Source organism: Streptomyces sp. NPDC012827 (assembly GCF_042900905.1).
Taxonomy (GTDB): domain Bacteria; phylum Actinomycetota; class Actinomycetes; order Streptomycetales; family Streptomycetaceae; genus Streptomyces; species Streptomyces gulbargensis.
The window spans coordinates 311,216-334,972 of record NZ_JBIBBY010000002.1 but is presented as its reverse complement, the minus strand read 5'-3'; the positions used below and the strand labels follow the sequence as shown (position 1 = coordinate 334,972).

At 73.3% G+C, this 23,757-nt stretch carries 22 protein-coding genes; 14 read left to right on the top strand and 8 right to left on the bottom strand.

The window, feature by feature from the left end:
* Positions 1-98: 98 nt before the first annotated feature.
* Complete coding sequence (locus tag ACFY60_RS04925; RefSeq protein ID WP_388609725.1) at positions 99-917, top strand: MBL fold metallo-hydrolase; 819 nt, start codon at positions 99-101, stop codon at positions 915-917.
* 22 nt (positions 918-939) lie between these two features.
* Here ACFY60_RS04925 and ACFY60_RS04920 read toward each other — a convergent pair whose 3' ends face one another.
* The 3 genes from ACFY60_RS04920 to ACFY60_RS04910 form a co-directional block, all read right to left on the bottom strand.
* On the bottom strand, positions 940-2,019 hold the full coding sequence (locus tag ACFY60_RS04920) for an AI-2E family transporter (RefSeq protein WP_388609726.1): 1,080 nt from the start codon (positions 2,017-2,019) through the stop codon (positions 940-942).
* Positions 2,020-2,104: 85 nt separating this feature from the next.
* Positions 2,105-3,067 carry a pirin family protein gene (locus tag ACFY60_RS04915; protein WP_388609727.1) on the bottom strand — a complete coding sequence of 321 codons (963 nt, stop codon included), beginning with the start codon at positions 3,065-3,067 and terminating at the stop codon, positions 2,105-2,107.
* A 136-nt stretch (positions 3,068-3,203) separates the two neighbouring features.
* Positions 3,204-3,710, bottom strand: a complete 507-nt coding sequence (locus ACFY60_RS04910) for an SseB family protein (protein WP_388609729.1) — start codon at positions 3,708-3,710, stop codon at positions 3,204-3,206.
* Positions 3,711-3,841: 131 nt separating this feature from the next.
* On the opposite strand from ACFY60_RS04910, the gene ACFY60_RS04905 reads away from it, so the two are divergent.
* From ACFY60_RS04905 to ACFY60_RS04880, 6 genes are all read left to right on the top strand, one after another.
* Entirely contained in the window at positions 3,842-4,285 is a 444-nt protein-coding gene (locus tag ACFY60_RS04905) for a hypothetical protein (protein WP_388609730.1), read from the top strand.
* Between the two features lie 5 nt (positions 4,286-4,290).
* Positions 4,291-6,198, top strand: a complete 1,908-nt coding sequence (locus ACFY60_RS04900) for an alpha/beta hydrolase (protein WP_388609732.1) — start codon at positions 4,291-4,293, stop codon at positions 6,196-6,198.
* Positions 6,195-6,743, top strand: a complete 549-nt coding sequence (locus ACFY60_RS04895; protein ID WP_388609734.1) for a hypothetical protein — start codon at positions 6,195-6,197, stop codon at positions 6,741-6,743. Before ACFY60_RS04900 ends, ACFY60_RS04895 begins: the two co-directional genes overlap by 4 nt.
* A gap of 295 nt (positions 6,744-7,038) precedes the next feature.
* On the top strand, positions 7,039-8,868 hold the full coding sequence (locus tag ACFY60_RS04890; RefSeq protein WP_388609736.1) for an acyl-CoA dehydrogenase: 1,830 nt from the start codon (positions 7,039-7,041) through the stop codon (positions 8,866-8,868).
* 198 nt (positions 8,869-9,066) lie between these two features.
* On the top strand, positions 9,067-10,374 hold the full coding sequence (locus ACFY60_RS04885; protein WP_388609739.1) for a M18 family aminopeptidase: 1,308 nt from the start codon (positions 9,067-9,069) through the stop codon (positions 10,372-10,374).
* Positions 10,375-10,444: 70 nt separating this feature from the next.
* On the top strand, positions 10,445-10,789 hold the full coding sequence (locus ACFY60_RS04880) for a hypothetical protein (protein WP_388609741.1): 345 nt from the start codon (positions 10,445-10,447) through the stop codon (positions 10,787-10,789).
* 21 nt (positions 10,790-10,810) lie between these two features.
* Here ACFY60_RS04880 and ACFY60_RS04875 read toward each other — a convergent pair whose 3' ends face one another.
* On the bottom strand, positions 10,811-12,622 hold the full coding sequence (locus tag ACFY60_RS04875) for a thioredoxin-like domain-containing protein (RefSeq protein ID WP_388609743.1): 1,812 nt from the start codon (positions 12,620-12,622) through the stop codon (positions 10,811-10,813).
* Positions 12,623-12,856: 234 nt separating this feature from the next.
* Between ACFY60_RS04875 and ACFY60_RS04870 the strand changes: the two genes are divergently transcribed.
* The 3 genes from ACFY60_RS04870 (at position 12,857) to ACFY60_RS04860 (ending at position 15,595) form a co-directional block, all read left to right on the top strand.
* Positions 12,857-14,284: a hypothetical protein gene (locus ACFY60_RS04870; protein ID WP_388609744.1), complete on the top strand. Its 1,428-nt coding sequence runs from the start codon at positions 12,857-12,859 to the stop codon at positions 14,282-14,284.
* Positions 14,285-14,288: 4 nt separating this feature from the next.
* Complete coding sequence (locus tag ACFY60_RS04865) at positions 14,289-15,038, top strand: hypothetical protein (protein ID WP_388609747.1); 750 nt, start codon at positions 14,289-14,291, stop codon at positions 15,036-15,038.
* Between the two features lie 62 nt (positions 15,039-15,100).
* Entirely contained in the window at positions 15,101-15,595 is a 495-nt protein-coding gene (locus ACFY60_RS04860; RefSeq protein WP_388609749.1) for an LURP-one-related/scramblase family protein, read from the top strand.
* 7 nt (positions 15,596-15,602) lie between these two features.
* Here ACFY60_RS04860 and ACFY60_RS04855 read toward each other — a convergent pair whose 3' ends face one another.
* Positions 15,603-16,844, bottom strand: a complete 1,242-nt coding sequence (locus tag ACFY60_RS04855) for a trans-sulfuration enzyme family protein (RefSeq protein ID WP_388609751.1) — start codon at positions 16,842-16,844, stop codon at positions 15,603-15,605.
* 261 nt (positions 16,845-17,105) lie between these two features.
* Here ACFY60_RS04855 and ACFY60_RS04850 point away from each other — a divergent pair, with 261 nt between their 5' ends.
* From ACFY60_RS04850 to ACFY60_RS04840, 3 genes are all read left to right on the top strand, one after another.
* Positions 17,106-18,653: a PLP-dependent aminotransferase family protein gene (locus ACFY60_RS04850; RefSeq protein ID WP_388609753.1), complete on the top strand. Its 1,548-nt coding sequence runs from the start codon at positions 17,106-17,108 to the stop codon at positions 18,651-18,653.
* Positions 18,654-18,673: 20 nt separating this feature from the next.
* Positions 18,674-19,282, top strand: a complete 609-nt coding sequence (locus ACFY60_RS04845; protein WP_388609755.1) for a hypothetical protein — start codon at positions 18,674-18,676, stop codon at positions 19,280-19,282.
* 111 nt (positions 19,283-19,393) lie between these two features.
* Entirely contained in the window at positions 19,394-19,777 is a 384-nt protein-coding gene (locus tag ACFY60_RS04840; protein WP_388609757.1) for a VOC family protein, read from the top strand.
* A gap of 165 nt (positions 19,778-19,942) precedes the next feature.
* Here the strand turns inward: ACFY60_RS04840 and ACFY60_RS04835 are convergent, their stop codons facing one another.
* The gene (locus ACFY60_RS04835) at positions 19,943-20,746 is read right to left on the bottom strand and encodes a carbon-nitrogen family hydrolase (protein ID WP_388609759.1); all 804 of its coding nucleotides are present in this window, start codon (positions 20,744-20,746) and stop codon (positions 19,943-19,945) included.
* 155 nt (positions 20,747-20,901) lie between these two features.
* On the opposite strand from ACFY60_RS04835, the gene ACFY60_RS04830 reads away from it, so the two are divergent.
* A complete protein-coding gene (locus ACFY60_RS04830; protein WP_388609761.1) occupies positions 20,902-21,729 on the top strand; it encodes a maleylpyruvate isomerase family mycothiol-dependent enzyme in 828 nt (275 codons plus the stop codon).
* A gap of 31 nt (positions 21,730-21,760) precedes the next feature.
* Here the strand turns inward: ACFY60_RS04830 and ACFY60_RS04825 are convergent, their stop codons facing one another.
* Together ACFY60_RS04825 and ACFY60_RS04820 are read right to left on the bottom strand one after the other, a co-directional pair.
* The gene (locus ACFY60_RS04825) at positions 21,761-23,089 is read right to left on the bottom strand and encodes a nitrate/nitrite transporter (RefSeq protein ID WP_388609764.1); all 1,329 of its coding nucleotides are present in this window, start codon (positions 23,087-23,089) and stop codon (positions 21,761-21,763) included.
* Complete coding sequence (locus tag ACFY60_RS04820) at positions 23,086-23,727, bottom strand: GntR family transcriptional regulator (RefSeq protein WP_388609767.1); 642 nt, start codon at positions 23,725-23,727, stop codon at positions 23,086-23,088. Before ACFY60_RS04820 ends, ACFY60_RS04825 begins: the two co-directional genes overlap by 4 nt.
* Between the last annotated feature and the right edge of the window lie 30 nt (positions 23,728-23,757).

Here is a 23,757-nt window from a genome sequence, read left to right as displayed (position 1 = left end):
CGCCGGGGCCGTACGGGCGCCTCCGGCGCGCGGGGCTCACCCGTACGGAGGAGACTGGTGGCGTACGGCCGCCCGGGGGGACCACGGAGCAGTGCGTCATGGACACCCACAAGGTCGGCAGCGACACCACCGTCCTGGCCGACAGCCTCGAAGTGCCGGGGATCGGATACATCCCCGCCAACGCGTACGTCCTCACCGCCGCCGAGCCCGTGGTCGTCGACACCGGGCTCTCGCTGGCCGACCGGACCTTCGTCAACACCCTCGGCTCCGTCGTCGACCCCGCCGACGTCCGCTGGATCTGGCTCACCCACCCCGACCGGGACCACACCGGCGGCCTCTTCGACCTGCTGGTCGCCGCGCCCCTGGCGAAGGTCGTGACCACCTTCATCGGCGCCGGGATCATGTCCACGGAGCGCCCGCTTCCGCTGGACCGGGTGTACTTCCTCAACCCCGGCCAGTCCCTCGACGTCGGCGACCGCACGCTGCACGGCTTCCGGCCGCCGCTGTTCGACAACCCCGCCACCGTCGGCTTCTACGACGACCGGACCCGGATCTGCTTCACCTCCGACTGCTTCGGCGGCCCCATGCCGAGCGCCGAACTCGCCGAGAGCGGGCACGCGAACGACCTGTCGCCCGCGCAGCTGCGGGACGCGCAACTGCTGTGGGCGACCCTGGACAGCCCGTGGGTGCACGTCGTGGACGCGGACAAGTACCGGGCGACGCTCACGCCGCTGCGCGAGATGGGCGCGGAGATCGTGCTCTCCACCCACCTGCCGCCCGCCGTCCGGATGACCGACCGGATGATCGACACGATCATGACGGCTCCGGACGCCGACCCGTTCGTCGGGCCCGACCAGGCCGCCCTGGTGCAGATGCTGGCCTCTTTCGAGCCGGGCGGCCAGCCCGCCGCCACCTGAGGGAGGCGAGCGGGGACGCGGCTCAGCCGGCCGCCGCCCCCGGGGGCGGCGGCGCCTGGCTCCCGTACCGGCTGCGGAGTTCACCGAGGACGCCGGTGGCGGCGGCGGTCAGCGGTACGGCCAGGAGCATGCCGAGGATGCCGGCGACCGAGGCCCCGGCGGTGATGGCCAGCATGACGGCGGCCGGATGCATGTGGACGGTGCGGCTCTGGACCATGGGCTGGAGCACGTGCCCCTCGATGACCTGCACGGCCAGGACCACGCCCAGCGCCCACAGGGCGATGACGAAGCCCCGGTCGGCGAGCGCCACGAGCACCGCCACGGCGCCGGAGAGGAAGGCCCCGAGGTACGGGATGTAGGCGGTCACGAAGACGAGCGCGGCGAGGCCGACGGCGCCGGGCACCCTGAGGACGAGCAGCCCGACGCCGATGAGGACGGCGTCGACGAGGGCGATGAACGTCGTCCCCCGCATGAAGCCCTCGACCGCCTCGAAGGCACGGCGCGCCATGGCCTCCACGGCGTCGCCGGTGGCGGGCGGCACGAGGGAGCGCAGGGCGCCCACGGCCCGGTCGGAGTCGCGGAGGAAGAAGAAGACGAGGAGGAGGGCGAGGACGGCGGTGGCGAGCATCTGGCCGACGACGCCGATCCCGCTCAGGACCCCGGAGGCGGCGGTCCCGCCGAATTTCTGGAGGAGTTGCCGGGAGTTGGCCGCCAGGTCGTCCAGGGAGGTTCCGGCCGCGCCGAAGTGGTCGGCGATGCCGGTGGCGGCCTGGCGCAGCGAGGCGATGATCTGGTCGCCGGTCTCGACGAGGGCGGCGACGACGATGTACGTGGCGCCGCCGGCGACCGCGAGGACCGCGGCCACGGTGAGCCCGGCCGCGAGCGACCTCTGGACCTTCATGCGCAGCAGGCGCCGGTGAAGGGGGCCGAGGAGCGCGGTGCCGAGGACGGCGAGGAGCGCCGGGGTGACGGCCGTCCGGAAGACCACGCACAACCAGACGAACACGGCCGCGACCCCCGCGACCAGCAGGAGGACGGCGCACCAGGCGGCGACCCGCCTGGCGCCCTCGGGGATCGGCGCGACTCCTCCACTCGTCTGCACCTGTCCACCGGACCACGCCCGCGGGCGGGCGTCGCGCGCTGACGGGCCGTACGGGTGACGGCTCGTCAGCGACGCGGGCGCCCCGTCACTCGCCCATGCCGTGGACCGCGGGGACGGTGCCGAGGCGGCCCGCCTGGAAGTCCTCGAAGGCCTGGCGCAGTTCGGCCTGCGTGTTCATCACGAAGGGGCCGTAGTGCGCCATGGGCTCGCGGATGGGCCGGCCGCCGAGGAGGACGACCTCCAGGTCGGGGGTGTGCCCGTCCTGCTTCTCGTCGGCGCGGATGGTGAGCGAGCCGCCCTTGCCGAAGACGGCGGTCTGACCGAGATGGACCGGCCGCCGCTCGGCGCCGGCGGTGCCGCGGCCGGCCATGACGTAGGCGAGGCCGTTGAAGTCCTCGCGCCAGGGCAGGGTGATCTCGGCGCCGGGGCGCAGCGTGGCGTGGATCATCGTGATCGGGGTGTGGGTGATGCCCGGGCCGTCGTGTCCGTCGAGCTCGCCGGCGATGACGCGCAGCAGGGCGCCGCCGTCGGGGGAGGTGAGCAGCTGGACCTGGCCGCCGCGGATGTCCTGGTAGCGGGGGGCCATCATCTTGTCGGCGGCGGGCAGGTTCACCCACAGCTGGAGGCCGTGGAAGAGGCCGCCGCTGACGACGAGGGACTCCGGCGGGGCCTCGATGTGGAGCAGGCCCGAGCCGGCGGTCATCCACTGGGTGTCCCCGTTGGTGATGGTGCCGCCACCGCCCTGGGAGTCCTGGTGGTCGAAGGTGCCGTCGATGATGTACGTGACGGTCTCGAAGCCCCGGTGGGGGTGCCAGGGGGTGCCCTTCGGCTCGCCGGGCGCGTACTCCACCTCGCCCATCTGGTCCATCATGATGAACGGGTCGAGGTACTGGTAGTTGATCCCCGCGAAGGCGCGGCGGACCGGGAAGCCCTCGCCCTCGAAGCCCGAGGGCGCCGTGGTGACGGCGAGCACGGGGCGGGCGGCGGCGCCGGCCGGAGCGGTGACGCGCGGCAGGGTGAGCGGGTTCTCGACAGTCACGGCGGGCATGGGGGACCTCCTGTTGCGGGCCTTGGCGACCTCGTACGTCCACTTTAGTTGAACGATGAACTTCTTGCCATCCGGAACGCGGAACGCCCGGGAGGAATTCCTCCCGGGCGCTCTCCCCGACCGCTTCCCGCCTGCGTCAGCCGTACATCCGCCGCATCGCGTAGTCGACCATCTGCTCCACGGCCTTCGCGTCGAAGACCATCCGGTGGTCGCCCTCCATGTCGAGGACGAAGCCGTACCCGGTCGGCAGCAGGTCGATCACCTCCGCGCCCGTGATCACGAAGTACTTGGACTCCTTGCCCGCGTACCGCCGCAGCTCCTTCAGCGAGGTGAACATCGGGATCACCGGCTGCTGGGTGTTGTGCAGGGCCAGGAAGCCGGGGTTGTCACCGCGCGGGCAGTAGACCTTGGAGGTCGCGAAGATCTGCTGGAAGTCCTCGGCCGCGAGGGTGCCGGTGGTGAAGGCGCGCACCGCGTCGGCGAGCGACGGCGGCGAGGGCTCCGGGTAGAGCGGCGCCTGCTGCTGCCCGTACCCGCCACCGGGCTGCGCCCCGCCCTGCATGCCGGCCTGCGGGTCGTACTGCTGCTGAGGGGGCGGCGCGTACTGCTGCTGGGCACCCGGATTCTGCTCGTAGCCGTACATGCCCCCAGCCTAGCGAGCACCGCCCCGGCCCCGCGCCGCGATCCGTCCTGGGCGGGCCCTGCCCAGGGCCCTCCCGGCGCCGTGGGGTGCCTGCTAAGTTCGCGGGAGCAACGACGCGCACGGGGGTGCACATGACACTGAACGACGCATGGACCGAACTGTTCGGAGGCGCGGCGCCGCAGCAGCGACCGGCCGCGATGACACTGGCCGGACTGCCCTCGGAACCGGGCGGGGGCGGCGGAGGCGGCTCCGCCGACCTCAAGGCCGACGAGGCGCCCTGGCACGCGGCCGGGAACACCGCCGGCGAACTGCGCACCAGCACCGGGACGTCGCTGACCGACCTGGACAGCGCCAACGACGGAGTCGCCGGCGGGACCGCCGGGTTCGACTCCTCCGCCGCGCTCACCGAGATCCTCGGCACCTGGAAGACCCGGCTCACGGCCGTCCGCGACGAGTGCGGCCGTCTGGAGGGCTCCCTGAAGGCCGCCGGGCGGGACTTCGGCGAGCGCGAGGACGCCACCAGGCGGAAGATCGCCGCGGAGGCCCCGGTACCGCCGCAGCGGAAGGAGAACTGAGGCCCGTGCCCACCTGGCAGCAGCTCCGCGACGTGAAACTGAGCGAGTACACCGACGCCGCCGACGGCTGGGGCAAGGTCTCCTCACGCGCCAACGCGGACAAGGACCGCGTGGACAACGCCATGTTCGCCCGCATCCACGACACGCAGGAGGGCGACGCGGCGAAGGCCGCCTGCGACGAGGTCAGGCAGCTCTCCCGGAACTACCAGTACCTGCACACCGAGTGCGGCCTGATCCGCACCGCGCTCAACGGCCTCGCCGCCGAACTCGCGGCGCCGCAGAACAAGCTGAAGCGGGCCCTCGAGGACGCGGCCAACCTCAAGTTCACGGTCAAGCCCGACGGTTCGGTGGAGTACCCGACCGCCTCGTCCGTCCTCGCCCCCGGCAGCAACACCGCCCAGGACGGGGCCCCCGTCCCCTACGCCCCGGGCGCCGGCGAGGGCGTCGGATCCGCCGACGCCAACAAGGGCAAGGCGGAGGACATCGCCCAGCGCATCGGCGACGCCGTCCGCGAAGCCACCGAGATCGACAGCCGCTACGCCGCCGTCCTGCGCAAACTGAAGGCGGAGCCGGGCCTGACGGTCAGCGACGCCACCCTCGCCGACGCCGCCGCCGACACCAGGGCGATGCAGGAGGCGGCGGGCAAGTACGCCGACGACGGCAAGATCCCGCAGGGCAAGTCCCCGCAGGAGAACGCCGCCTGGTGGAACGGCCTCACCCAGGAACAGCGCGACGAGTACGCCACGCTCTACCCCGCCTCCGTGGGCGCCCTGGACGGCATCCCCTCCACCGTCCGCGACGACGCCAACCGCATGGTGCTGGCGGAGACGCGGGCGCAGACGCAGCTCGAACTCAACGCCATCCCGAAGCAGCCGCAGGAGTACCTCCCCAACCCCAACGGACAGTACCCGGCGGTCATCAGGAATCCGGCGTACCGGCAGTGGGAGGAGAAGTACGGCGACCGCTACGAAGAACTCACGGCCCGGAAGAAGGGGATGGACGCCATCCAGGAGCGCTTCGACCGCTCCGGCAAGTCCGAGCGGCCGGGCGAGCGCCCCCTGCCCGAGGCCTATCTGCTGGGCTTCGACACCAAGGGCAACGGGCACGCGATCGTCGCCAACGGCAACCCCGACACCGCCACGCACACGGCGATGTACGTGCCCGGCACCACGTCCAACCTGGAGGGCATCGGCGGCGACATCAAGCGCATGGAGACCCTCTGGCGGGCCAGCGACAACCTGGCGAACGGGCAGAGCGTCTCCACGATCACCTGGCTGGGTTACGACGCGCCGCAGAACATCGTGAAGGACGCCCCGTTCAGCCACTACGCGGACGACGGCGCCCCCAAGCTCAACGCCTTCGTCGACGGACTGCGCGCCTCGCACGAGGGCGACCGGACCCACATGACCGTGACCGGTCACAGCTACGGTTCGACCGTCATCGGGTCCGCCGCCCGCCAGGGGCACCTGGACGCCGACGACATCTTCGTGGCCGGCAGCCCCGGCATGCAGGTCGGCAGCGCCACCGACCTGGACGTGCCGAAGGGGCACGTCTACGCGGCCGAAGCCGACAGCGATCCCTACCTGGGCGGGCTGCACCTGCCGGGCGGTGTCACCGACGACAAGTACGGCGGCTTCAACATCCCCTTCGTCACCAGTGACCCGGTGCCGGACATCGGCGGTTGGGGACACGCGCCCAAGAAGGTGGACATCGACATCCTGCCGTCCTGGATGGACGGCGACGGCGAGAGCGTCGTCAAGACGCTCACGCCGACCAATCCGGACTTCGGTGCGCACGTCGTGGCCACGGACGGTTCGCGCGGCCACAGCGGTTACTGGGACAACGGCACGGAAAGTCTCACCAACCAGGCCAGGGTCGTCACCGGCCGGTACAAGGAAGTGACCTACCAATGATCCGCCGCAAGGCCCTCTCCCTGGGCGGCGCCCTGGCCACCGCCCTCCTCCTCTCGACGGGATGCACCACCATGAACGACGGCGGCCTGCCCTACGAGCCGCGCCCCATGAAGGTCACCGAGGCGAAGGACCTGGTCCGTGAACGGTCCAGCGACATCTTCGACACGGCCGGTCTGCGCGAGGCGAACAACGGCGCTCCCGACGCCGCGCCCTGCGACGGTGTGGACAACGGTTACCGCGTCCGTCACTTCTGGTCGATGTACGGACCGGACGCGAGCACGCTGAAGCAGGCGATGGACCGGCTTCACGAGGGCCTGCCGGCCAAGGGCTGGAAGGTCGTCCGCTTCGGTCCGGCGAAGTCCGAGGCCAAGCAGCTCCAGCTCGACGTGGAACACGAGAAGGACCACCACACGGCGACGATCGAGCTGCTGCTGCCGTCCACGTACGAGTCCGCCTCGAAGTGGGAGAAGGCGTCCAGGGACAGCCTCTCGGTCTCGGTCACCTCCCCCTGCCACACCGACCCCGAGTACCGGACCGGCGACTGACCACACGGAGGCGCCGGGGGCGAGACGGATGAACGAGGACCGCACGAGGTGCGGCCGAGAGTCGGGCCGGTCCCCGTGGCGCGGGTGACGGGACGACACGGTCCGTGACGGTCGAGCGGGTGGCGAAGGGCCCGGGGAGCGATTCCCCGGGCCCTTTTTCCTGCGTCCCGCATCACATGTCCGGATCAGGGGTTGCTCTTATTACCGGTGGGTAGCATCATCGGAGAGAGCGTTTTGCTACTTGCCGGTACGTGTACGAGGAACCTCCCTCCCCGAGCCTTACGGAGCCGTCGCCATGGGGCACTACAAGTCGAATCTCCGCGACATCGAGTTCAACCTCTTCGAGGTCCTCGGCCGCGACAAGGTGTACGGCACCGGTCCGTTCGAGGAGATGGACGTCGAGACCGCCAAGAGCATCCTCGACGAGATCCGCCGCCTGGCCGAGAACGAGCTCGCGGAGTCCTTCGCCGACGCCGACCGCAACCCGCCGGTCTTCGACCCGGAGACCAACACCGCCCCCGTCCCGGCCTCCTTCAAGAAGTCGTACAACGCCTTCATGGAGTCCGAGTACTGGCGCCTGGGCATCCCCGAGGAGATCGGCGGCACCGTCTCCCCGCGCTCCCTGATCTGGGCCTACGCGGAGCTGCTGCTCGGCGCGAACCCGGCCGTCTGGATGTACTCCTCCGGCCCGGCCTTCGCCGGCATCCTCTACACCGAGGGCAACGAGGCGCAGAAGAAGGTCGCCAAGATCGCCGTCGAGCGCCGCTGGGGCTCCACCATGGTCCTCACCGAGCCCGACGCGGGCTCCGACGTCGGCGCCGGCCGCACCAAGGCCGTCCAGCAGGAGGACGGCTCGTGGCACATCGAGGGCGTCAAGCGCTTCATCACCTCCGGTGAGCACGACATGGAGGAGAACATCCTCCACTACGTCCTCGCCCGCCCCGAGGGCGCCGGCCCCGGCACCAAGGGCCTCTCCCTCTTCCTCGTCCCGAAGTACGAGTTCGACTGGGAGACCGGCGAGCTCGGCGCCCGCAACGGCGTCTACGCCACCAACGTCGAGCACAAGATGGGCCTCAAGGCCTCCAACACGTGCGAGATGACCTTCGGCGACAAGCACCCCGCCAAGGGCTGGCTCATCGGCGACAAGCACGACGGCATCCGCCAGATGTTCCTCATCATCGAGTTCGCCCGCATGATGGTCGGCACGAAGGCGATCTCCACCCTCTCCACGGGCTACCTCAACGCCCTGGAGTACGCCAAGGAGCGCGTCCAGGGCACCGACCTGGCGAACTTCATGGACAAGACCGCCCCCAAGGTCACCATCACGCACCACCCCGACGTCCGCCGCTCGCTGATGACGCAGAAGGCGTACGCGGAGGGCATGCGCTCCCTCGTCCTCTACACGGCCACGATCCAGGACGAGATCGCGATCAAGGAGGCCGCGGGCGAGGACAGCAAGGCGCTGCACGGCCTGAACGACCTGCTCCTCCCGATCGTCAAGGGCTACGGCTCCGAGAAGGGCTACGAGCAGCTCGCGCAGTCGCTCCAGACGTTCGGCGGCTCCGGCTTCCTGCAGGAGTACCCGATCGAGCAGTACATCCGCGACGCGAAGATCGACACCCTGTACGAGGGCACCACGGCCATCCAGGGCCAGGACTTCTTCTTCCGCAAGATCGTCCGCGACCAGGGCGCCTCCCTGAACGCGCTGGCCGAGGAGATCAAGAAGTTCCTTGCCGTCGGCACCGGCGGCGACGAGCTGGCCGCCGCCCGCGACGCCCTCGCCAAGGCCGCCGTCGACCTCGAGGGCATCGTCGGCGCCATGCTGACCGACCTCACCGCCACCGGCGAGGACGTCAAGAACATCTACAAGGTCGGCCTCAACACCACCCGCCTGCTCATGGCCTCCGGCGATGTCGTCGTCGGATACCTGCTGCTGCGCGGTGCCGCCGTCGCCGCCGAGAAGCTCGCCAACGGCGCCTCCGGCAAGGACGTCGCCTTCTACCAGGGCAAGATCGCCGCCGCGAAGTTCTTCGCCGCCAACGTCCTGCCCGGCGTCTCCACCGAGCGCGCGCTCGCCGAGGCCGTCGACGGCTCCGTCATGGACCTGGACGAGGCCGCGTTCTAGCAACGCCTCTCGTCCATACTGGAACGGCTCGTCCCCGGGGAGGGGGGCGGGCCGTTCCGTTTCCCCAGGGGCGCTCGCACCGCCCCCGGCGCCCGGGGCCACCCCACCCGCGGAAGATCCCACGAGGCGTGCCCGGCACCGCCGTTCCCGTCCCCCCGGGGGGCCGGTGTCCGCAGGCCGGGATCGTAAGGTGAACCCATGAGCAGCGCAGCTTCCCGCCCGACGGCCGGCCCCTTCGACCGCGGCCACACCGATGACCTCATGTCCTTCCTCGCGGCCTCCCCGTCGCCGTACCACGCGGCCGCGAACACCGCCGAACGGCTGGAGAAGGCCGGATTCCGCCGGGTCGAGGAGACCGAGGCCTGGGACGCGACGAGCGGCGGGAAGTACGTGACCCGCGGCGGCGCGATCATCGCCTGGTACGTGCCCGAGGGAGCCGCCCCGCACACCCCGTACCGGATCGTCGGCGCCCACACCGACTCCCCCAACCTGCGCGTCAAGCCCCAGCCCGACCTCGGCGCCCACGGCTGGCGCCAGGTCGCCGTCGAGGTCTACGGCGGCACCCTCCTCAACACCTGGCTCGACCGCGACCTCGGGCTCGCCGGCCGCCTCACGCTCCGCGACGGCAGCCACCACCTCGTGAACATCGACACCCCGCTCCTGCGCGTCCCGCAGCTCGCCATCCACCTCGACCGCGGCGCCAACGACGGCCTCAAGCTGGACCGGCAGCGGCACATGCAGCCCATCTGGGGCCTCGGCGAGGTCCACGAGGGCGACCTCGTCGCGCACATCGCCGCCGACGCCGGCCTCGACGCCGAGGACGTGACCGGCTGGGACCTCATGGTCCACGCGCTCGAAGCCCCCGCCTACCTCGGCCGCGACCGCGAACTCCTCGCCGGCCCGCGCATGGACAACCTGCTCTCCGTCCACGCCGCCGCCGCCGCGCTCGCCTCCCTCGCCGGCCGCGACGACCTCCCCTACATCCCGGTCCTCGCCGCCTTCGACCACGAGGAGAACGGCTCCGAGGCCGACACCGGCGCCCAGGGCCCCCTCCTCGGCACCGTCCTCGAACGCTCCGTCTACGCCCGCGGCGGCCAGTACGAGGACCGCGCCCGCGCCTTCGCCGGCACCGTCTGCCTCTCCTCCGACACCGGCCACGCCGTCCACCCCAACTACGCCGAGCGCCACGACCCGACGCACCACCCCCGCGTCAACGGCGGCCCGATCCTCAAGGTCAACGTCAACCAGCGCTACGCCACCGACGGCAGCGGCCGCGCCGTCTTCGCCGCCGCCTGCGAGAAGGCCGGCGTCCCCTGGCAGACGTTCGTCTCCAACAACGACATGCCCTGCGGCACCACCATCGGCCCGATCACCGCCGCCCGCCACGGCATCACCACCGTCGACATCGGCGTCGCCATCCTCTCCATGCACAGCGCCCGCGAACTCTGCGGCGCCGAGGACCCCCACCTCCTCGCCAACGCGCTCGTCGCCTTCCTGGAGGGCTGACCGGAGCCGGGCCCCGTCCCGGCGCCCGGCGAAACATCCGCGAAACGCCCCTCCTGGCAGCGTGGCTGCCATGCAGCGTCATGAAGGGCCGCCCCGGCGGACGTTCGTCCTCCTGCTCGCCACCGCCGTCCTCCTCGGGACGGCGGTGGCCTGGGGGATCATCGAGCAGTACAACGACCGGCCGCCGTGGGCCGCCGACATCGCCTACGAGGGCGGCTACGTGCAGGCCACGCGCATCCGCAAGTACGACCAGGACGGCTCCCGCACGAAGGCCCTGCTGAGCGGCGAATGCACGCTCATGCGGCAGCAGGGCATGGGCGGCGACCGGGCCGTGCACGACCCGGCCGCCTGGGTGGCCGGCTGCCTGGACGCGGCGGCGGGCCGCCCGTCCAGGCACCAGGGCCTCGTCCGCTGACCTGCCCTGCCCCGGACGGGGTCAGGCGTCCATGCCCGCCAGGATCAGCGGCAGCCGGGCCGCACCCCCGTCGGTGACCTTCACCGGCACGCCCCAGTCCTGCTGGTGGACGTGGCAGGCCGGGTACTCGTTGGCCGGGTCGTCGTCACACGAGGCGGCCATCGCGGAGACGTGCAGCACGCCCTCCGTCACCTCCGGGTTCAGCTCCAGCTCCCGGAAGAGGTCCGTGCCCGTGCCCTCGCCGCCCACCAGCAGCTCCGGCGGCGTCGAGGAGACCAGGAGCCGGGTCGAGGGGCCGTACCGCTCGTCCAGCTTCTGGCCGGCCGGCGCCTGGAAGATCACGTCGAGCCGCAGCCGGCCGGGGGCGATCTCGGTGGCCTCGCGCCGCGTCCGGTGCGCGACCGCCTCCACCCGTACCGCCTCCTCGGGCAGCCGCAGCCGGGTCAGCCGGTGCCGCGCCGACTCCACCACCACGATGTCCTCGCCCACCAGGACCGCGTCGCTCGGCTCGCGCAGATCGGTGGCGAGGGTGGTCACCTCACCGGTGGCCGGGTCGTAACGGCGCAGCGCGTGGTTGTACGTGTCGCTGACCGCGACGGAACCGTCCGGCAGCGCCGTCACGCCCAGCGGGTGCTGGAACAGGGCCTGCCCGGCGTCGCCGTCCCGGTGGCCGAAGTCGAACAGGCCGGTGCCGACGGCCGTGTGCACGACCCCCTCGGTGTCGATCCACCGCAGGGCGCTGGTCTCCGAGTCGGCGATCCACAGCCGGTCCGGGGTGGCGGCGAGCCCCGAGGGCTGCGCGAACCAGGCCTCGGCGGCGGGACCGTCGACCAGGCCCTCGTTCGTCGTGCCCGCCGCGACCTCCACGGTCCGCGTCTCCGGGTCGTACGTCCACAGCTGGTGGACGCCCGCCATGGCGATCCACACCTTCCCCTGCCACCAGGCCACGTCCCACGGGGAGGAGAGGTCCGTCTCCAGGGCGGGCCCCGACGCCGGCGAGCCCTGCCACCACTGTGTGCCCGTGCCGGCGATCCGCTCGACCACCCCGGTCGCCGGGTCGAACAGCTGGAGCGCGTGGTGCACGGTGTCCGCGACCACGACCTTCCCGTCCGGCAGCACCGTCAGGCCCTGCGGTTCCCGGAACTCGCCCGCCCCGCCGACGCGACGCACCACGGTCTCGCCGTCCGCCGCCAGCTCCACCAGCTGATGGCGGGTGGTGTCGGAGACCAGGAAGTTCCCCGACTCCAGCAGCACCGCCTTGCCCGGGAACCGCAGATCCGTCGCGACCGGCTCCGGCGGCACGTACGGCCCGTCGCCGCGCCGCAGCGTCCCCTTCGCCTCGTGCTCGGCCTCCAGCTCCTCCACCAGCGTCCGGATCGCGTTCGCGTGTCCCTCACCGGCGTGCTGCGCGACGACGTACCCCTCGGGGTCGATCACGACGAGCGTCGGCCACGCCCGCACGGCGTACTGCTTCCACGTCGCCAGATCGGGATCGTCCAGCACGGGGTGATGCACCTCGTACCGCTCGACGGCGTCGACCACGGCCTGGTGCTCGGCCTCGTGCACGAACTTCGGCGAGTGCACCCCGACGATCACGAGCGTGTCGCGGTGCTTCTCCTCCAGCTCCCGCAGCTCGTCCAGGACGTGCAGGCAGTTGATGCAGCAGAAGGTCCAAAAATCGACGACAACGCACTTACCTCGCAGGTCGGCGAGGGTGAGTTCCTTCCCACCGGTGTTCAGCCAGCCGCCCCGGCCGATCAGCTCGGGGGCACGGACACGGGCACGCTTGCGGGGTGCGGGCGCGGGGGTGGGCGCCGGAGCAGCATCGTTCATCCTTCAAGCTTGCCATCCGCCCGTGAGCGCGGGATCACGCCGGTGTGAACCGCCTGCTCAGGGCATGCGCTCCAGCCGGGCAAGGGTGCCGTACGGGTGGAAAGAGGGGGCCGGGCGGGGGCCGCGGGGTGTGTCTTCCCGTGGGAGTGGGGGGAGCGGGTCGTCAGCATGGCGGGCATGGAGCGTGCGGGTAGATCATCGGACTATTGCTGCTCTCGGGTGAGGGGCGGGCTCATGGCCGTGCTCCTCGTCGTGCCGTGTCTGGCGCTGGGCGGGACCGAGGCGCGGGCCGGGGGGGCCGGGGACGCCCTGCGGGTGACCGTGACCGTCAACGGGCGGGAGCGGTCGTGGTCGCGGCCGCCGGAGGTACGCATCGGGACGACGGTCGAGAAGCGGTACCGGCTGGTCAACAACGGTGAGGCCGACCTGTACGAGGTGCGCGTGCTCGATCCCGGGGTGCCCGGCGGGGCGGCGCGCTGTCCCGCCCGGCCGCTGCCCGCGCTCGGGGAGGTGGAGTGCGTCGCCCGGTTCCCCGCCGCGCCCGGCAGGCACCGCGCGACCCTGCGGGCGGAGGGCCGGGTGCCGTCCCTGGGGCGGACCGTCACCGCCACCGCACGCTCCGGGTACACCGGGGTCGGCGGGATCCTCGGGCTCACCGAGCGGGTGGCGCTCCGTGCCCGGGACGCCGCCACCCTCACGTACACCGTCTCCAACCGGGGCAACCGTCCCGTCCACGCGGTACGGGTCACGGACCCGGGGCTCGGGCTCCCGCCGGGCGCCGTCGACTGCGGCCGGGGCTCCTCCGTCGTGCCCCTGCTCGAGGCCGGGGCCTCCGCCCGCTGCGCCGCCTCCGTACGGCGCCCGCCCGGCACCCACCGCAGTGAGGGGCTCGCCACCGGCACCGACCGCCTTTGGACGTACGCGCCCGGGGGCGTCCTGGTTCCCCCGCCGGTCCTCACCGCCCGCGCCACCGCCGTCTTCACGGTGCCGGCCCCACCGGTGGCCGTGCCCGCTCCCGGGGCTCCGGGGGTGCCAGGGACACCCGGGACACCAGGAGCGCCTGGGACAGGGGGTGTTCCCGCAGTTCCGGGGGTCCCTGGGGCGGTGGGGGTGCCGGGGGCCGGTGGGCCCGCAGGGACCGTGGGGGCAGGCGGCGCGGTGGGGGCTCCCGGGGCAGCGGGTGCGGCGGCGGCCGGTGCGGCGGGCGCGGTGCCAGGTGCCGCGGGGGCGGCCGCCGGGGCCGCTGGGGCTGCTGGGGCTGCCGGGGCCGCAGCAGGCGCCGGGGCCGCCGGCGCGGCAGGCGCGGGAGCGGGGGCGGGAGCAGGTGCCGGGGCCGGGGCCGTAGGGGCCGGGCCCGGTGCCCTGGCCGTCGCGCCGCCGGGAGCGGGGGTCGGGGCCGGAGCCGTGCCCGGGGCCGGGGAAGGGGGCGGGCCCCTGCCCGTCGGACCGCCGGGGGCCGCGACCGTACCCCTGGTTCCCCCGGGCGTACCGCCCGACGCGCCGCCCCGGGCGGCGGTCGCCGCCCCCCACGCGGAAGGGTTCCTCGGCCGCGTCCGGCGCCGCGCCCACCAGGCACGGGAGCTGGGAGTCGTCGTGATGCTCCTGCTGCTCCTCGTCCCGGCCGCCATCGCCGCCGCCCTTCTCGGCAGTCGCAGGAGCTGACCCCATGGCCCTGATCGAAACCCTGGTCATCACCCTCGGGGTGGCGCTCGCCGCCGCCCTCTCCGTCGTCCTCAAGACGAAGCTGTTCCCGCTCGGTGAGGACGAGGAGCCGCGTGAGGACGTGGCCGAGTACATCGCCATGATGGTCTCGGTCCTCTACGCCGTGGTCCTCGGCCTCTGCCTGGTCTCCGTCTGGGACACCCGCGCCTCCGCCGCCGACCACGCCCACGCCGAGGCGAGCGCGCTGCACCAGACGTACCTGCTGGCCGACGCCTACCCGCCGGCGCGTGCCGAACCGCTGCGCCGGGCCACCCGTGCCTACGCCACCCACGTCGTGGAGGTCGAGTGGCCCATGATGGCGGAGCGCCAACCCCTCGACCCCCTCGGCTGGCAGCTCCTCGACCGGGTGCGGCGGGCCGGGGAGGCGGGCGACACGGACAAGGTGTCCGAGCAGATCGCCGCCCAGGAGGTGCTGGCGCAGCTCGGGTACGTGGACGACGCCCGGCGCGGGCGGGAGGCGGCCGCGCAGGAGCGGCTGTCGCCCGTGCTGTGGGCGGGGCTGCTGTTCGGGGGCGTGCTGACGCTCGCCTTCATGTTCCTCTTCGGCGTCCGGCGGAGCGCGACGCACGTGGTGATGGTGATGGGCCTGGCCGGGTTCATCGCCTTCACGGTGCTGCTCATCCAGCAGCTCGACTCGCCGTTCGGCAAGGCGCTCGGCACGTCCCCCGACGCGTTCGTCCGCTACTTCGCCTGAGGACGCACGCGTCGGGGAGGCGAGAAGGTGACGAACCGGGACGAGGGGGCAGGTATGGGCCCATGAGATATCTCGTGCGGGACCGGATCTTCGCGATCGGCGACGACTACTGGATCGAGGACGAGGGCGGCCGCCCCGCCTTCCTCGTGGACGGCAAGGCCCTGCGGCTGCGCGACACCCTGGAGATCAAGGACCCGCACGGGCGGGTCCTGATCACCCTGCGGCAGAAGATGTTCGCGCTGCGGGAGACGATGACGGTCGAACGGGACGACCTGCCGCTGGCGACCGTCCGCCGCAAGCGCCTCTCGCTGCTGCGGAACCACTTCCGGGTGACGCTCGCCGACGGGACGGAGCTGGACGTCAGCGGCCGGGTCCTGGACCGGGAGTTCGACGTCACGTACGAGGGCGAGCCGCTGGCCCGCATCTCGCGCCGGTGGCTGACCGTCCGCGACACCTACGCCGTGGACGTCGTACGGGAGGACGCGGACGCCGCCCTGCTCATCGCGCTCGCGGTGTGCGTGATCCGGATGACGGAACGCGAGCGCGACGGGAACTGACCCGGGGTCAGACGGCGTTCGCGGCGGCCTTCTCGAGGGCCTGCTCCAGGTCCGCCCACAGGTCCTCGACGTGCTCGATGCCGACGGAGAGGCGGATGGTGCCGGGGCCGATGCCGGCCGCCTCCAAAGCCTGTGCGTCGAGCTGCCGGTGCGAGGTGGAGGCCGGGTGCATGACGAGCGTCCGGACGTCACCGAGCGAGACGCTGAGGGAGGCGACCCGGACCGCCTCGACGAAGGCGCGGCCCGCGTCCCGCCCTCCGGCGAGATCGGCGGAGATCACCCCGCCGCCCCCGGCCGGAAGCAGCCGGGCGGCGACGGCCCGGTCGGGGTGGTCCGCGAGGGACGGGTGGCGGACGGCGGCGACGGCCGGGTGCGCGGCGAGGCGGGCGGCGAGCGTGGCGGCGCTCGCCGACTGGCGCTCGACGCGCAGCGGCAGGGTCTGCATGCCGCGCAGGGTGAGCCAGGCGGCGAACGGGTCGGTGACGGCGCCCTGTTCGACGGCGTGCGCGCGGACGCGCCGCTGCAGCGCGGGGTCCTTGAAGACGGCGACGCCGCCGAGGACGTCGGCATGGCCGGCGAGGTACTTGGTGGCGGAGTGGAGGACGATGTCGGCGCCGTGGCCGAGGGGGCGGCAGAGCAGCGGGGAGGCGAAGGTGTTGTCGACGGCGACCGGCACCCCCGCCCCGGCGGCCACGGCGGCGAGCGCGGGCAGGTCCGCGACGCGGGTGGTGGGGTTGGCGATGGTCTCCAGGTAGAGGAGGCGGGTCTTGGGCCGGAGGGCGGCCCGCACCTCCTCCGGGTCGGTGCCGGAGACGTACGTGACGTCGACGCCCCAGCGGGCGGCGAGGTCGGTGAGGACCGCGTACGTACCGCCGTACAGGCACCGCTGGGCGATGACGTGACCGCCGGAGGACAACAGGGTGTGCAGGACCCCGCTGATGGCCCCCATGCCGGAGGCGTAGGAGAGCGCGCCGGTACCGCCTTCGAGACGGGCGACGGCGTCCTCCAGGGCACGGACGGTGGGGTTGCCCATGCGGCTGTAGAGGAAGGTGTCGGGGTCGGTGAAGGCGTCGGCGAGGGCGTCGGCCGAGTCGAAGGCGAAGACGTGGCCCTGGTGGAGCGGGACGCCGAGCGGAGTGCTGCCGGTGATCTCCACGCGGGGCGGGTGGACGGCGAGGGTCTCGGGACGCGGGGCTCCGCCGTCGGTCTTCGCGGGGACGCCGGTGATGTCGTTCGCGCTGCTGCTCATGAACGCAGTCTGCGCGGGGCCGACTTGTGGTCACAGAGCCAATCACGGCAGATTGGTTCGCCTGGGGAGCCAATGAGGTGGGTGGGGTGCGTGGGAAGAGACGGGCAGCGGGGGGAGCGCGCGGCGGAGCCGAGGCGTCCGGCGGGGGCGGGTGATGCCGGTGGTACGGGAGGGGCGGAGGGTACGAGCAGGGCGCGCGGTACGGGTGGCGCGGCCGCACGGGTGACCCCCGGCGGTTCCGGCACCCGCAGGTCCTCCGCCGTGACCCCCGGCGGTCCCGGCACCCGCAACTCCTCCGCCGTCGCCCCCGACCCCCTCGCACCCCTCGACGCCGACGCGTTCGTGGCCCGGCTCGGTCGCTGGTCGGCCGGGCGCGGGCCGTTGTACCTGCTGCTCGCGGCCCGGTTGCGGGCGCTGATCGACGACGGGGTGCTGCGTCCCGGTGCCCTCCTGCCGCCCGACCGGCGCCTCGCCGGCGCGCTCGCCGTGGGCCGGACGACGGTGGTCGCCGCGTACGACACGCTGCGGCAGGAGGGCCGGCTGGTACGGCGGCAGGGCAGCGGGACCCGGGTGGCTCCGGCCGCGCTCCCCCTGCGCCGCCGCGCCGGGGCGGCCGACGGCCCGGTGCCGGCCGGCGGTACCGGCGAGCCCCGGGTCGTGGAGACCTCGAACCCGCTGTTCCTGCACCTCCTGGAGGCGCCGGACGACGTGATCCTGCTCAGCTGCGCCGCCCCGCCCGCCCCGCCGCCCGAGCTGACGGAGGCGTACCGCGCGATCGTCCTGCCGGACCGGGACCTCGGTTATCACCCGGCGGGCCTGCCGGTGCTGCGGGAGGCGGTGGCCGCGCGGTACACGGCGCGGGGGGTGCCGACCGGGCCGGGGGAGATCCTCGTGACCACGGGCGCCCAGCAGGCCCTCGCGCTGCTGGCGCGGCTGCTGCTCGCACCGGGGGACGGGGTGCTGGTGGAGGCGCCTTCGTACCCGGGGGCGCTCGACCTCTTCCGGGAGGCGGCGGCGGTGCCGCTGCCCGTGGCGGTCGGGCCGGACGGGCTGGACGTGACGGCGGCGGTACGGGCCATGGAGCGGCACCGGCCGGCCCTGGCGTACGTGATGGCCCGGTTCCAGAACCCGACCGGGACCGTGCTGCCGCCGCTCGCGGGGCGGCGTCTCGTGGAGGCGGCGAACGCGCTCGGGGTGCCGCTGGTCGACGACGAGGTGCCGGCCGAACTCGCCTTCGGCGGGGAGCCGGCCGGGGCGCCGCTCGCCGCGTACGGGGAGGTGCTCTCGGTCGGTTCGCTGAGCAAGGTGGTGTGGGGCGGGCTGCGGGCCGGCTGGGTGCGGGGCCCGGCCGCGCTGATCGCCCGGCTGGCCCGGCTCAAGGCGCTGCACGACCTGGGTGGCGACGTGGCGTCCCAGCTGGTCGCGGCCCGGCTGCTCGACGGGTTCGGGCCGGTGCTCGCGGCGCGCCGGACGGCGTGCCGCGCCGGCCACGACCACCTGCGGGCGGAGCTGGGCCGGCTGCTGCCCTCGTGGGAGTGCCCGCCGGTGGCCGGCGGGCAGACGCTGTGGGTGCGGCTGCCGTACGGGGACGGGGTGTCGTTCGCCCAGCTCGCCCTGCGGCACGGGGTGGCGGTCCTGCCCGGCTCCACGGCGGACGCGCTCGGAGGCAGCGCCGACCGGCTGCGGCTGCACTTCATGGCGGCGCCGGAGGTGCTGACGGAGGCGGTACGGCGGCTGGCGGCGGCCTGGGCGGAGTACGCGCCGGGGCCGGGGCGCAGCCCGGGTGCCCTGCATGCGATCGTCGTGTGACGCGAGGGGGAGGAGAGCTGATGCACAGCGCCGTCACACCGTTCACGCTGCGCCCGTGGCGCGAGGGCAAGGGGTACGAGCGCCGGTCCGGATGGCGGGGCGTCTCGGCCGAGTTCGGCGAGATCACGGTGGAGGCGCCGCTGCGGCAGACCGTGCCGGAGGTGGTCGTCTCGGAGCTGCGGGGCGGGCTGCTGCCGCCCGCCTCGTACGAGGCGCGGGGCATCCACACGGAGGTGATCCGGCTGCCCACCCTGAACCGGGCGACCCTCCGGGTCGGTGACGCGCTGGTGTCCCTGGAGCGGAACCGTTTCGGCGCGACGGCCCGGCAGCGCGGCCTGCGGATGCGGTACGGCGGTGACCGCTACCTGCTGCGGGCCGTGGACCGCCGCTCCTGGCACCTGGCCCGCGCGGCGGACGCCGAGGACCCGGGCGTCGCGGTGTCGGTACGGGGAGCGGGGCGCGGCGCGCGACGGCGTCTCGAGGTCTCGGTGGCGGGCCGGGCCGTCGCGGCGGATCTCTCCCTCGCGCTGATCTTCGCCGGGGTGGACCGGGCGGCCCTGACCCGGGGCGGCGCGGTCCGCGCCGGCCTCTCCCGGGTGACCCGGCTGTGGGCGGAGGTCCAGTACTAGGAGGTGTCTCGCGGGCCTTACCGGGCTCGCGGAGTGATCGGCGGGGCACCTCCTGGGCCGGGCTTTGGTACGCGGTGGCGTCCGGCGCCGGGATCGGGAAGGCTTGGGCACATGGTCTCGGTACTGCAGAACGTGGCGATCGACTGTGCGGACGCCTATGAACTGGCGCTTTTCTGGAGCAAGGTGACGGGGCGTCCGCTCCATCCGGAGGATCGGCCGGGGGTGGCGGAGGCGCAGGTGATGCTCCCGGAGGGCCCGGTCCTGTACTTCAACCAGGTGCCCGAGCCGAAGACGGTCAAGAACCGGCTCCACCTGTGCCTGCGGCCGCAGTCCTCCCGGGACGAGGAGGTGGCACGGCTGCTCGGCCTCGGGGCGACGTTCGTCGCCGACCACCGCCGGCCCGACGGCACGGGCTGGGCGGTCCTGGCCGACCCGGAGGGCAACGAGTTCTGCGTCCTGCGCGGTGACGCGGACCGGGCGGCCACCGCGCCCTGACCGGTCGCCCGGGCGGTGGCCCGGCGGGTCCGGCTGCTCCGACGGGTCCCACGGTCCCACTGGTCCCACGAAGACGGTGAAGTCCGGGAAGACCGTGAGGACGGCGCCCGGCCGGTGGCGGCGGGGGGCCGGGTCCCCGGGGTACGCGGACGGCCCCCGCGCCTCTCAGACCTGGTCGCGCCGGGGGGCGGTCACGCCCAGGACGCGGTCCTTCAGGGCCGGGAACTGTTCCCGCGTCGTGGCCACCTTCTTCGGGTCGAGGACGGCCCGCAGGATCTCCTCGCCCGGGCCCGCCTCCGCTACGACCTCGCCCCAGGGGTCGACGACGACCGAGTGCCCGGCCTGCTCCACGCCCGCGTGGGTGCCGGCGGTGCCGCAGGCCAGGACGTACGCCTGGTTCTCCACCGCACGGGCCCGGGCGAGCAGGGTCCAGTGGGCGAGGCGGCGGGCCGGCCAGCCGGCCGGGACGACGAAGGCCTGGGCGCCGGCGTCCACGAGCCCCCGGAAGAGTTCGGGGAAGCGCAGGTCGTAGCAGGTGGCGACGCCGGCGGTGAGGTGCGGCAGGTCGAAGGTGACCAGGTCCTCCCCGGCGGCCATGAGGACCGCCTCGCCCTGGTCGAAGCCGAAGCGGTGGATCTTCCGGTAGCTGGCGGCGAGTTCCCCGTCGGGGGAGAAGACGAGCGAGGTGTTGTGGAGCAGGCCGCCCGCCTCCTCCACGAAGGATCCCGCGTGCAGCCACACCCCGGCGTCCCGCGCGGCGGCGGACATCGCCTCGTACGTGGGGCCGCGCAGGGGCTCGGCCTCGGCCGCGAAGGAGTCGGCGGCGAAGGCGCCGACCGGCCAGAGTTCCGGCAGGACCACGAGGTCCGCGTGGCCGGATTCCGCCCGTACCAGGCGCGCCGCACGCGCCCGCCGGGTGTGGACCGGTTCGTCCGGGTCCACCGCGATCTGGATCAGCGAGGCGCGCACACTACCACCGTCCTGGCATCGGAGCCGTCAACACCGGCCTACGATCGTCACACGAAAGCACTGCCGGGGTGCCTTCGGGCAGCGTAACTTAGCGTCCGAGCCTCCCACTCAGTCGTGTTTTCAGCCCGCGCACCGAAGAACCGCCGAGGGGTCCCGTGACCGTCCATCCCACCCTCCAGAACTACGCCGACGCCTGGACCCATTCGATCGAGGCGATAGCCGAGCTGGTGCAGCCGCTGCCCGAGGCCGTGTGGAACCGGCCGACCCCGTGCCCGGGCTGGTCGGTGCGGGACATCGTCTCCCACGTCATCGGCATGGAGACGGAGATGCTGGGCGACCCGCGCCCGATCCACGCCCTGCCGCGCGACCTCTACCACGTGCGCACCGACTTCGCGCGCTACATGGAGGTGCAGGTGGACGCCCGGCGGCACCACACGGCGCCGGAGATGACGGCCGAGCTGGAGTACGTCCTCATCCGCCGGGCGCGGCAGCTGCGCAACGAGAACCGCTCCCCCGACCATGTGATCCGCGCGCCCCTCGGCGCCGAGCAGACCCTCGAACTCGGCTACCGGATGCGCGCGTTCGACGTGTGGGTGCACGAGCAGGACCTGCGGGCGGCGCTCGGTACGCCGGGGAACCTGGACGCGCCCGGCGCGCTCGTGACCCGCGACGTGCTCCTGGAGGCGATGCCGGACGTGGTCGCGCGGGGCGCGGGGGCGCCCGCCTCCTCGGCGGTGGTGCTGGACGTGAGCGGTCCGGTGGAGTTCCTGCGGACGGTCCGGGTGGACGCGGAGGGCCGCGGCTCGATCGACGGGGCGCCGTCGCTGGGACCGGCGGTGACGCTGGCGACGGACTGGGAGACCTTCGTCCGGCTGGCCTGCGGCCGGGTCCGGCCGGCGGACGTGGCCGACCGGGTGAAGACCGAGGGCGACGAGGCGCTGGCGGCGGCGATCCTGGACAACATCGCGGTCACCCCCCGCTGACGGCCCTCACCGGTCCTCCCGCCGTGGGGGGTCACGCCGGTACGTGCACGGCCTCCACGCGGCTCGCGACGAGCCGCTCCCGTTCCCTGCGGTGGGTGCGGGCCTTGAGGCGGAGGATCTGCGCGACGCCGAGCGCTTCGAGGACGAAGACGGACGAGAACGCGATCCGGTAGTCGTCGCCCGTCGCGTCGAGCAGGACGCCCACGGCGAACAGGGTGGTCATGGAGGCGACGAAGCCGCCCATGTTGACGATGCCGGAGGCGGTGCCCTGGCGCTCCGGCGGGTTGGCGGGCCGTGCGAAGTCGAAGCCGATCATGGAGGCGGGGCCGCAGGCGCCGAGGACGAGGCAGAGGGTGACGAGCAGCCACATGGGCGCGTGGTCGCCCGGGTACAGGAGGGTCGCCGCCCACAGCAGGGCGGTGGCCGCGACCGTGCCGAGGGCGAGCGGGGCGCGGGCGGCGTGGTGGCGGGCGATGATCTGGCCGTAGGCGAGGCCGACGGCCATGTTGGAGAGCACGACCAGGGTGAGGAGTTCACCCGCCGTGGCGCGGGTCAGCCCCTGGTCCTCGACGAGGAACGGCAGTCCCCACAGCAGCAGGAACACCATCGCCGGGAACTGGGTGGTGAAGTGGACCCACATGCCGAGCCGGGTGCCGGGCTCGCGCCAGGCGGCGGCGATCTGGCGGCGGACGGAGGCGGCCCCGGCGCGCCGGGCGGAGCCGGGAGCGGGTTCGAACCCCTCGGGGTGGTCCTTGAGGAAGACGAGCAGCAGGACGAGGACGAGGACGCCCGCGAGGGAGCTGCCGACGAAGGTGGTCGTCCAGCCGAGGCCGTGCAGGGCCCGGGAGAGGAAGACCGTCGAGACGAGGTTGCCGGCCATGCCGAAGAGGGCGGCGACCTGGCCGATGAGCGGGCCGCGGCGGGCGGGGAACCAGCGGGTGCCGAGGCGCAGGACGCTGATGAAGGTCATGGCGTCGCCGCAGCCGAGGAGGGCACGGGAGGCGAGGGCCGTGCCGTACGAGGGGGAGAGCGCGAACCCGAGCTGGCCGGCGGTGAAGAGGACGACGCCGAGGACGAGGACCTTCTTGGTGCCGAACCGGTCGACCATGAGGCCGACGGGTATCTGCATGCCCGCGTAGACGAGCAGCTGGAGTATGGAGAAGGTGGACAGGGCGGAGGCGTTGACCTGGAAGCGGTCGGCGGCGTCCAGTCCGGCGACGCCGAGGGACGTACGGAAGATGACCGCGACGAAGTAGACGGCGACGCCGACGCCCCAGACGAGGGCGGCGCGGCGGCCGCCGGGCGGGTCACCGGGGAGCCCGGCGCCGGAGCCGTACGTCCGGTGCTTGTCGCGGCTCACCGGGCCTCACCCCGGACCAGGACCTTGACCCAGCTGAGGTGCTGCCGGACGCAGTGGGCGGCGCCCTCGGCGTCGCCGGCCTTGATCCGGTCGAGGATCTCGGCGTGTTCGGTGATGTTCTTGGCGATCCGGTGCGGCTGCGACTGCATGACGGCGACGCCCATGCGGAGCTGGCGGTCGCGGAGCTGGTCGTAGAGGCGGGCGAGGATCTGGTTGCCGGCGTGGCGGACGATCTCGGCATGGAAGCAGCGGTCGGTGACGGCGACCTCGGCGAGGTCACCGGTGGCGGCGTGCCGCTTCTGCTCCTCCAGGAGTTCCTCGAGCCGTGCGATCAGGGCGGCGGGGGCGGGCACGGCCCGCCGGACGGCGAACTCCTCCACGAGGAGGCGGGTCTCCACGACGTCGGCGATCTCCTGGGCGGAGACGGCGAGGACGAGGGCGCCCTTCTTGGGGTAGAGCTTCAGCAGCCCTTCCATCTCCAGCTTGAGCAGGGCCTCGCGGACGGGGGTCCTGGACACCCCGACGGCCTGGGCGAGTTCGCCCTCGGTGAGGAGAGTGCCTCCCTCGTAGCGCCGGTCGAGTACGGCCTGCTTGACGTGCGTGTAGACGCGGTCGGCCGCGGGAGGTGCTGATGCCATGAACACAGCATAGATACATCAGGTCCACCG

Excerpts from the sequence above, each read along its gene's own strand:
- ACFY60_RS04845 (WP_388609755.1), top strand. The coding sequence starts at position 18,674 with ATGCACAGCGCCGTCACACCGTTCACGCTGCGCCCGTGGCGCGAGGGC.
- ACFY60_RS04865 (WP_388609747.1), top strand. The coding sequence starts at position 14,289 with ATGGCCCTGATCGAAACCCTGGTCATCACCCTCGGGGTGGCGCTCGCC.
- ACFY60_RS04840 (WP_388609757.1), top strand. The coding sequence starts at position 19,394 with ATGGTCTCGGTACTGCAGAACGTGGCGATCGACTGTGCGGACGCCTAT.
- ACFY60_RS04855 (WP_388609751.1), bottom strand. The coding sequence starts at position 16,844 with ATGAGCAGCAGCGCGAACGACATCACCGGCGTCCCCGCGAAGACCGAC.
- ACFY60_RS04820 (WP_388609767.1), bottom strand. The coding sequence starts at position 23,727 with ATGGCATCAGCACCTCCCGCGGCCGACCGCGTCTACACGCACGTCAAG.
- ACFY60_RS04870 (WP_388609744.1), top strand. The coding sequence starts at position 12,857 with ATGGCCGTGCTCCTCGTCGTGCCGTGTCTGGCGCTGGGCGGGACCGAG.
- ACFY60_RS04860 (WP_388609749.1), top strand. The coding sequence starts at position 15,101 with ATGAGATATCTCGTGCGGGACCGGATCTTCGCGATCGGCGACGACTAC.
- ACFY60_RS04905 (WP_388609730.1), top strand. The coding sequence starts at position 3,842 with ATGACACTGAACGACGCATGGACCGAACTGTTCGGAGGCGCGGCGCCG.
- ACFY60_RS04885 (WP_388609739.1), top strand. The coding sequence starts at position 9,067 with ATGAGCAGCGCAGCTTCCCGCCCGACGGCCGGCCCCTTCGACCGCGGC.
- ACFY60_RS04895 (WP_388609734.1), top strand. The coding sequence starts at position 6,195 with ATGATCCGCCGCAAGGCCCTCTCCCTGGGCGGCGCCCTGGCCACCGCC.
- ACFY60_RS04915 (WP_388609727.1), bottom strand. The coding sequence starts at position 3,067 with ATGCCCGCCGTGACTGTCGAGAACCCGCTCACCCTGCCGCGCGTCACC.
- ACFY60_RS04910 (WP_388609729.1), bottom strand. The coding sequence starts at position 3,710 with ATGTACGGCTACGAGCAGAATCCGGGTGCCCAGCAGCAGTACGCGCCG.
- ACFY60_RS04890 (WP_388609736.1), top strand. The coding sequence starts at position 7,039 with ATGGGGCACTACAAGTCGAATCTCCGCGACATCGAGTTCAACCTCTTC.
- ACFY60_RS04875 (WP_388609743.1), bottom strand. The coding sequence starts at position 12,622 with ATGAACGATGCTGCTCCGGCGCCCACCCCCGCGCCCGCACCCCGCAAG.
- ACFY60_RS04880 (WP_388609741.1), top strand. The coding sequence starts at position 10,445 with ATGCAGCGTCATGAAGGGCCGCCCCGGCGGACGTTCGTCCTCCTGCTC.
- ACFY60_RS04925 (WP_388609725.1), top strand. The coding sequence starts at position 99 with ATGGACACCCACAAGGTCGGCAGCGACACCACCGTCCTGGCCGACAGC.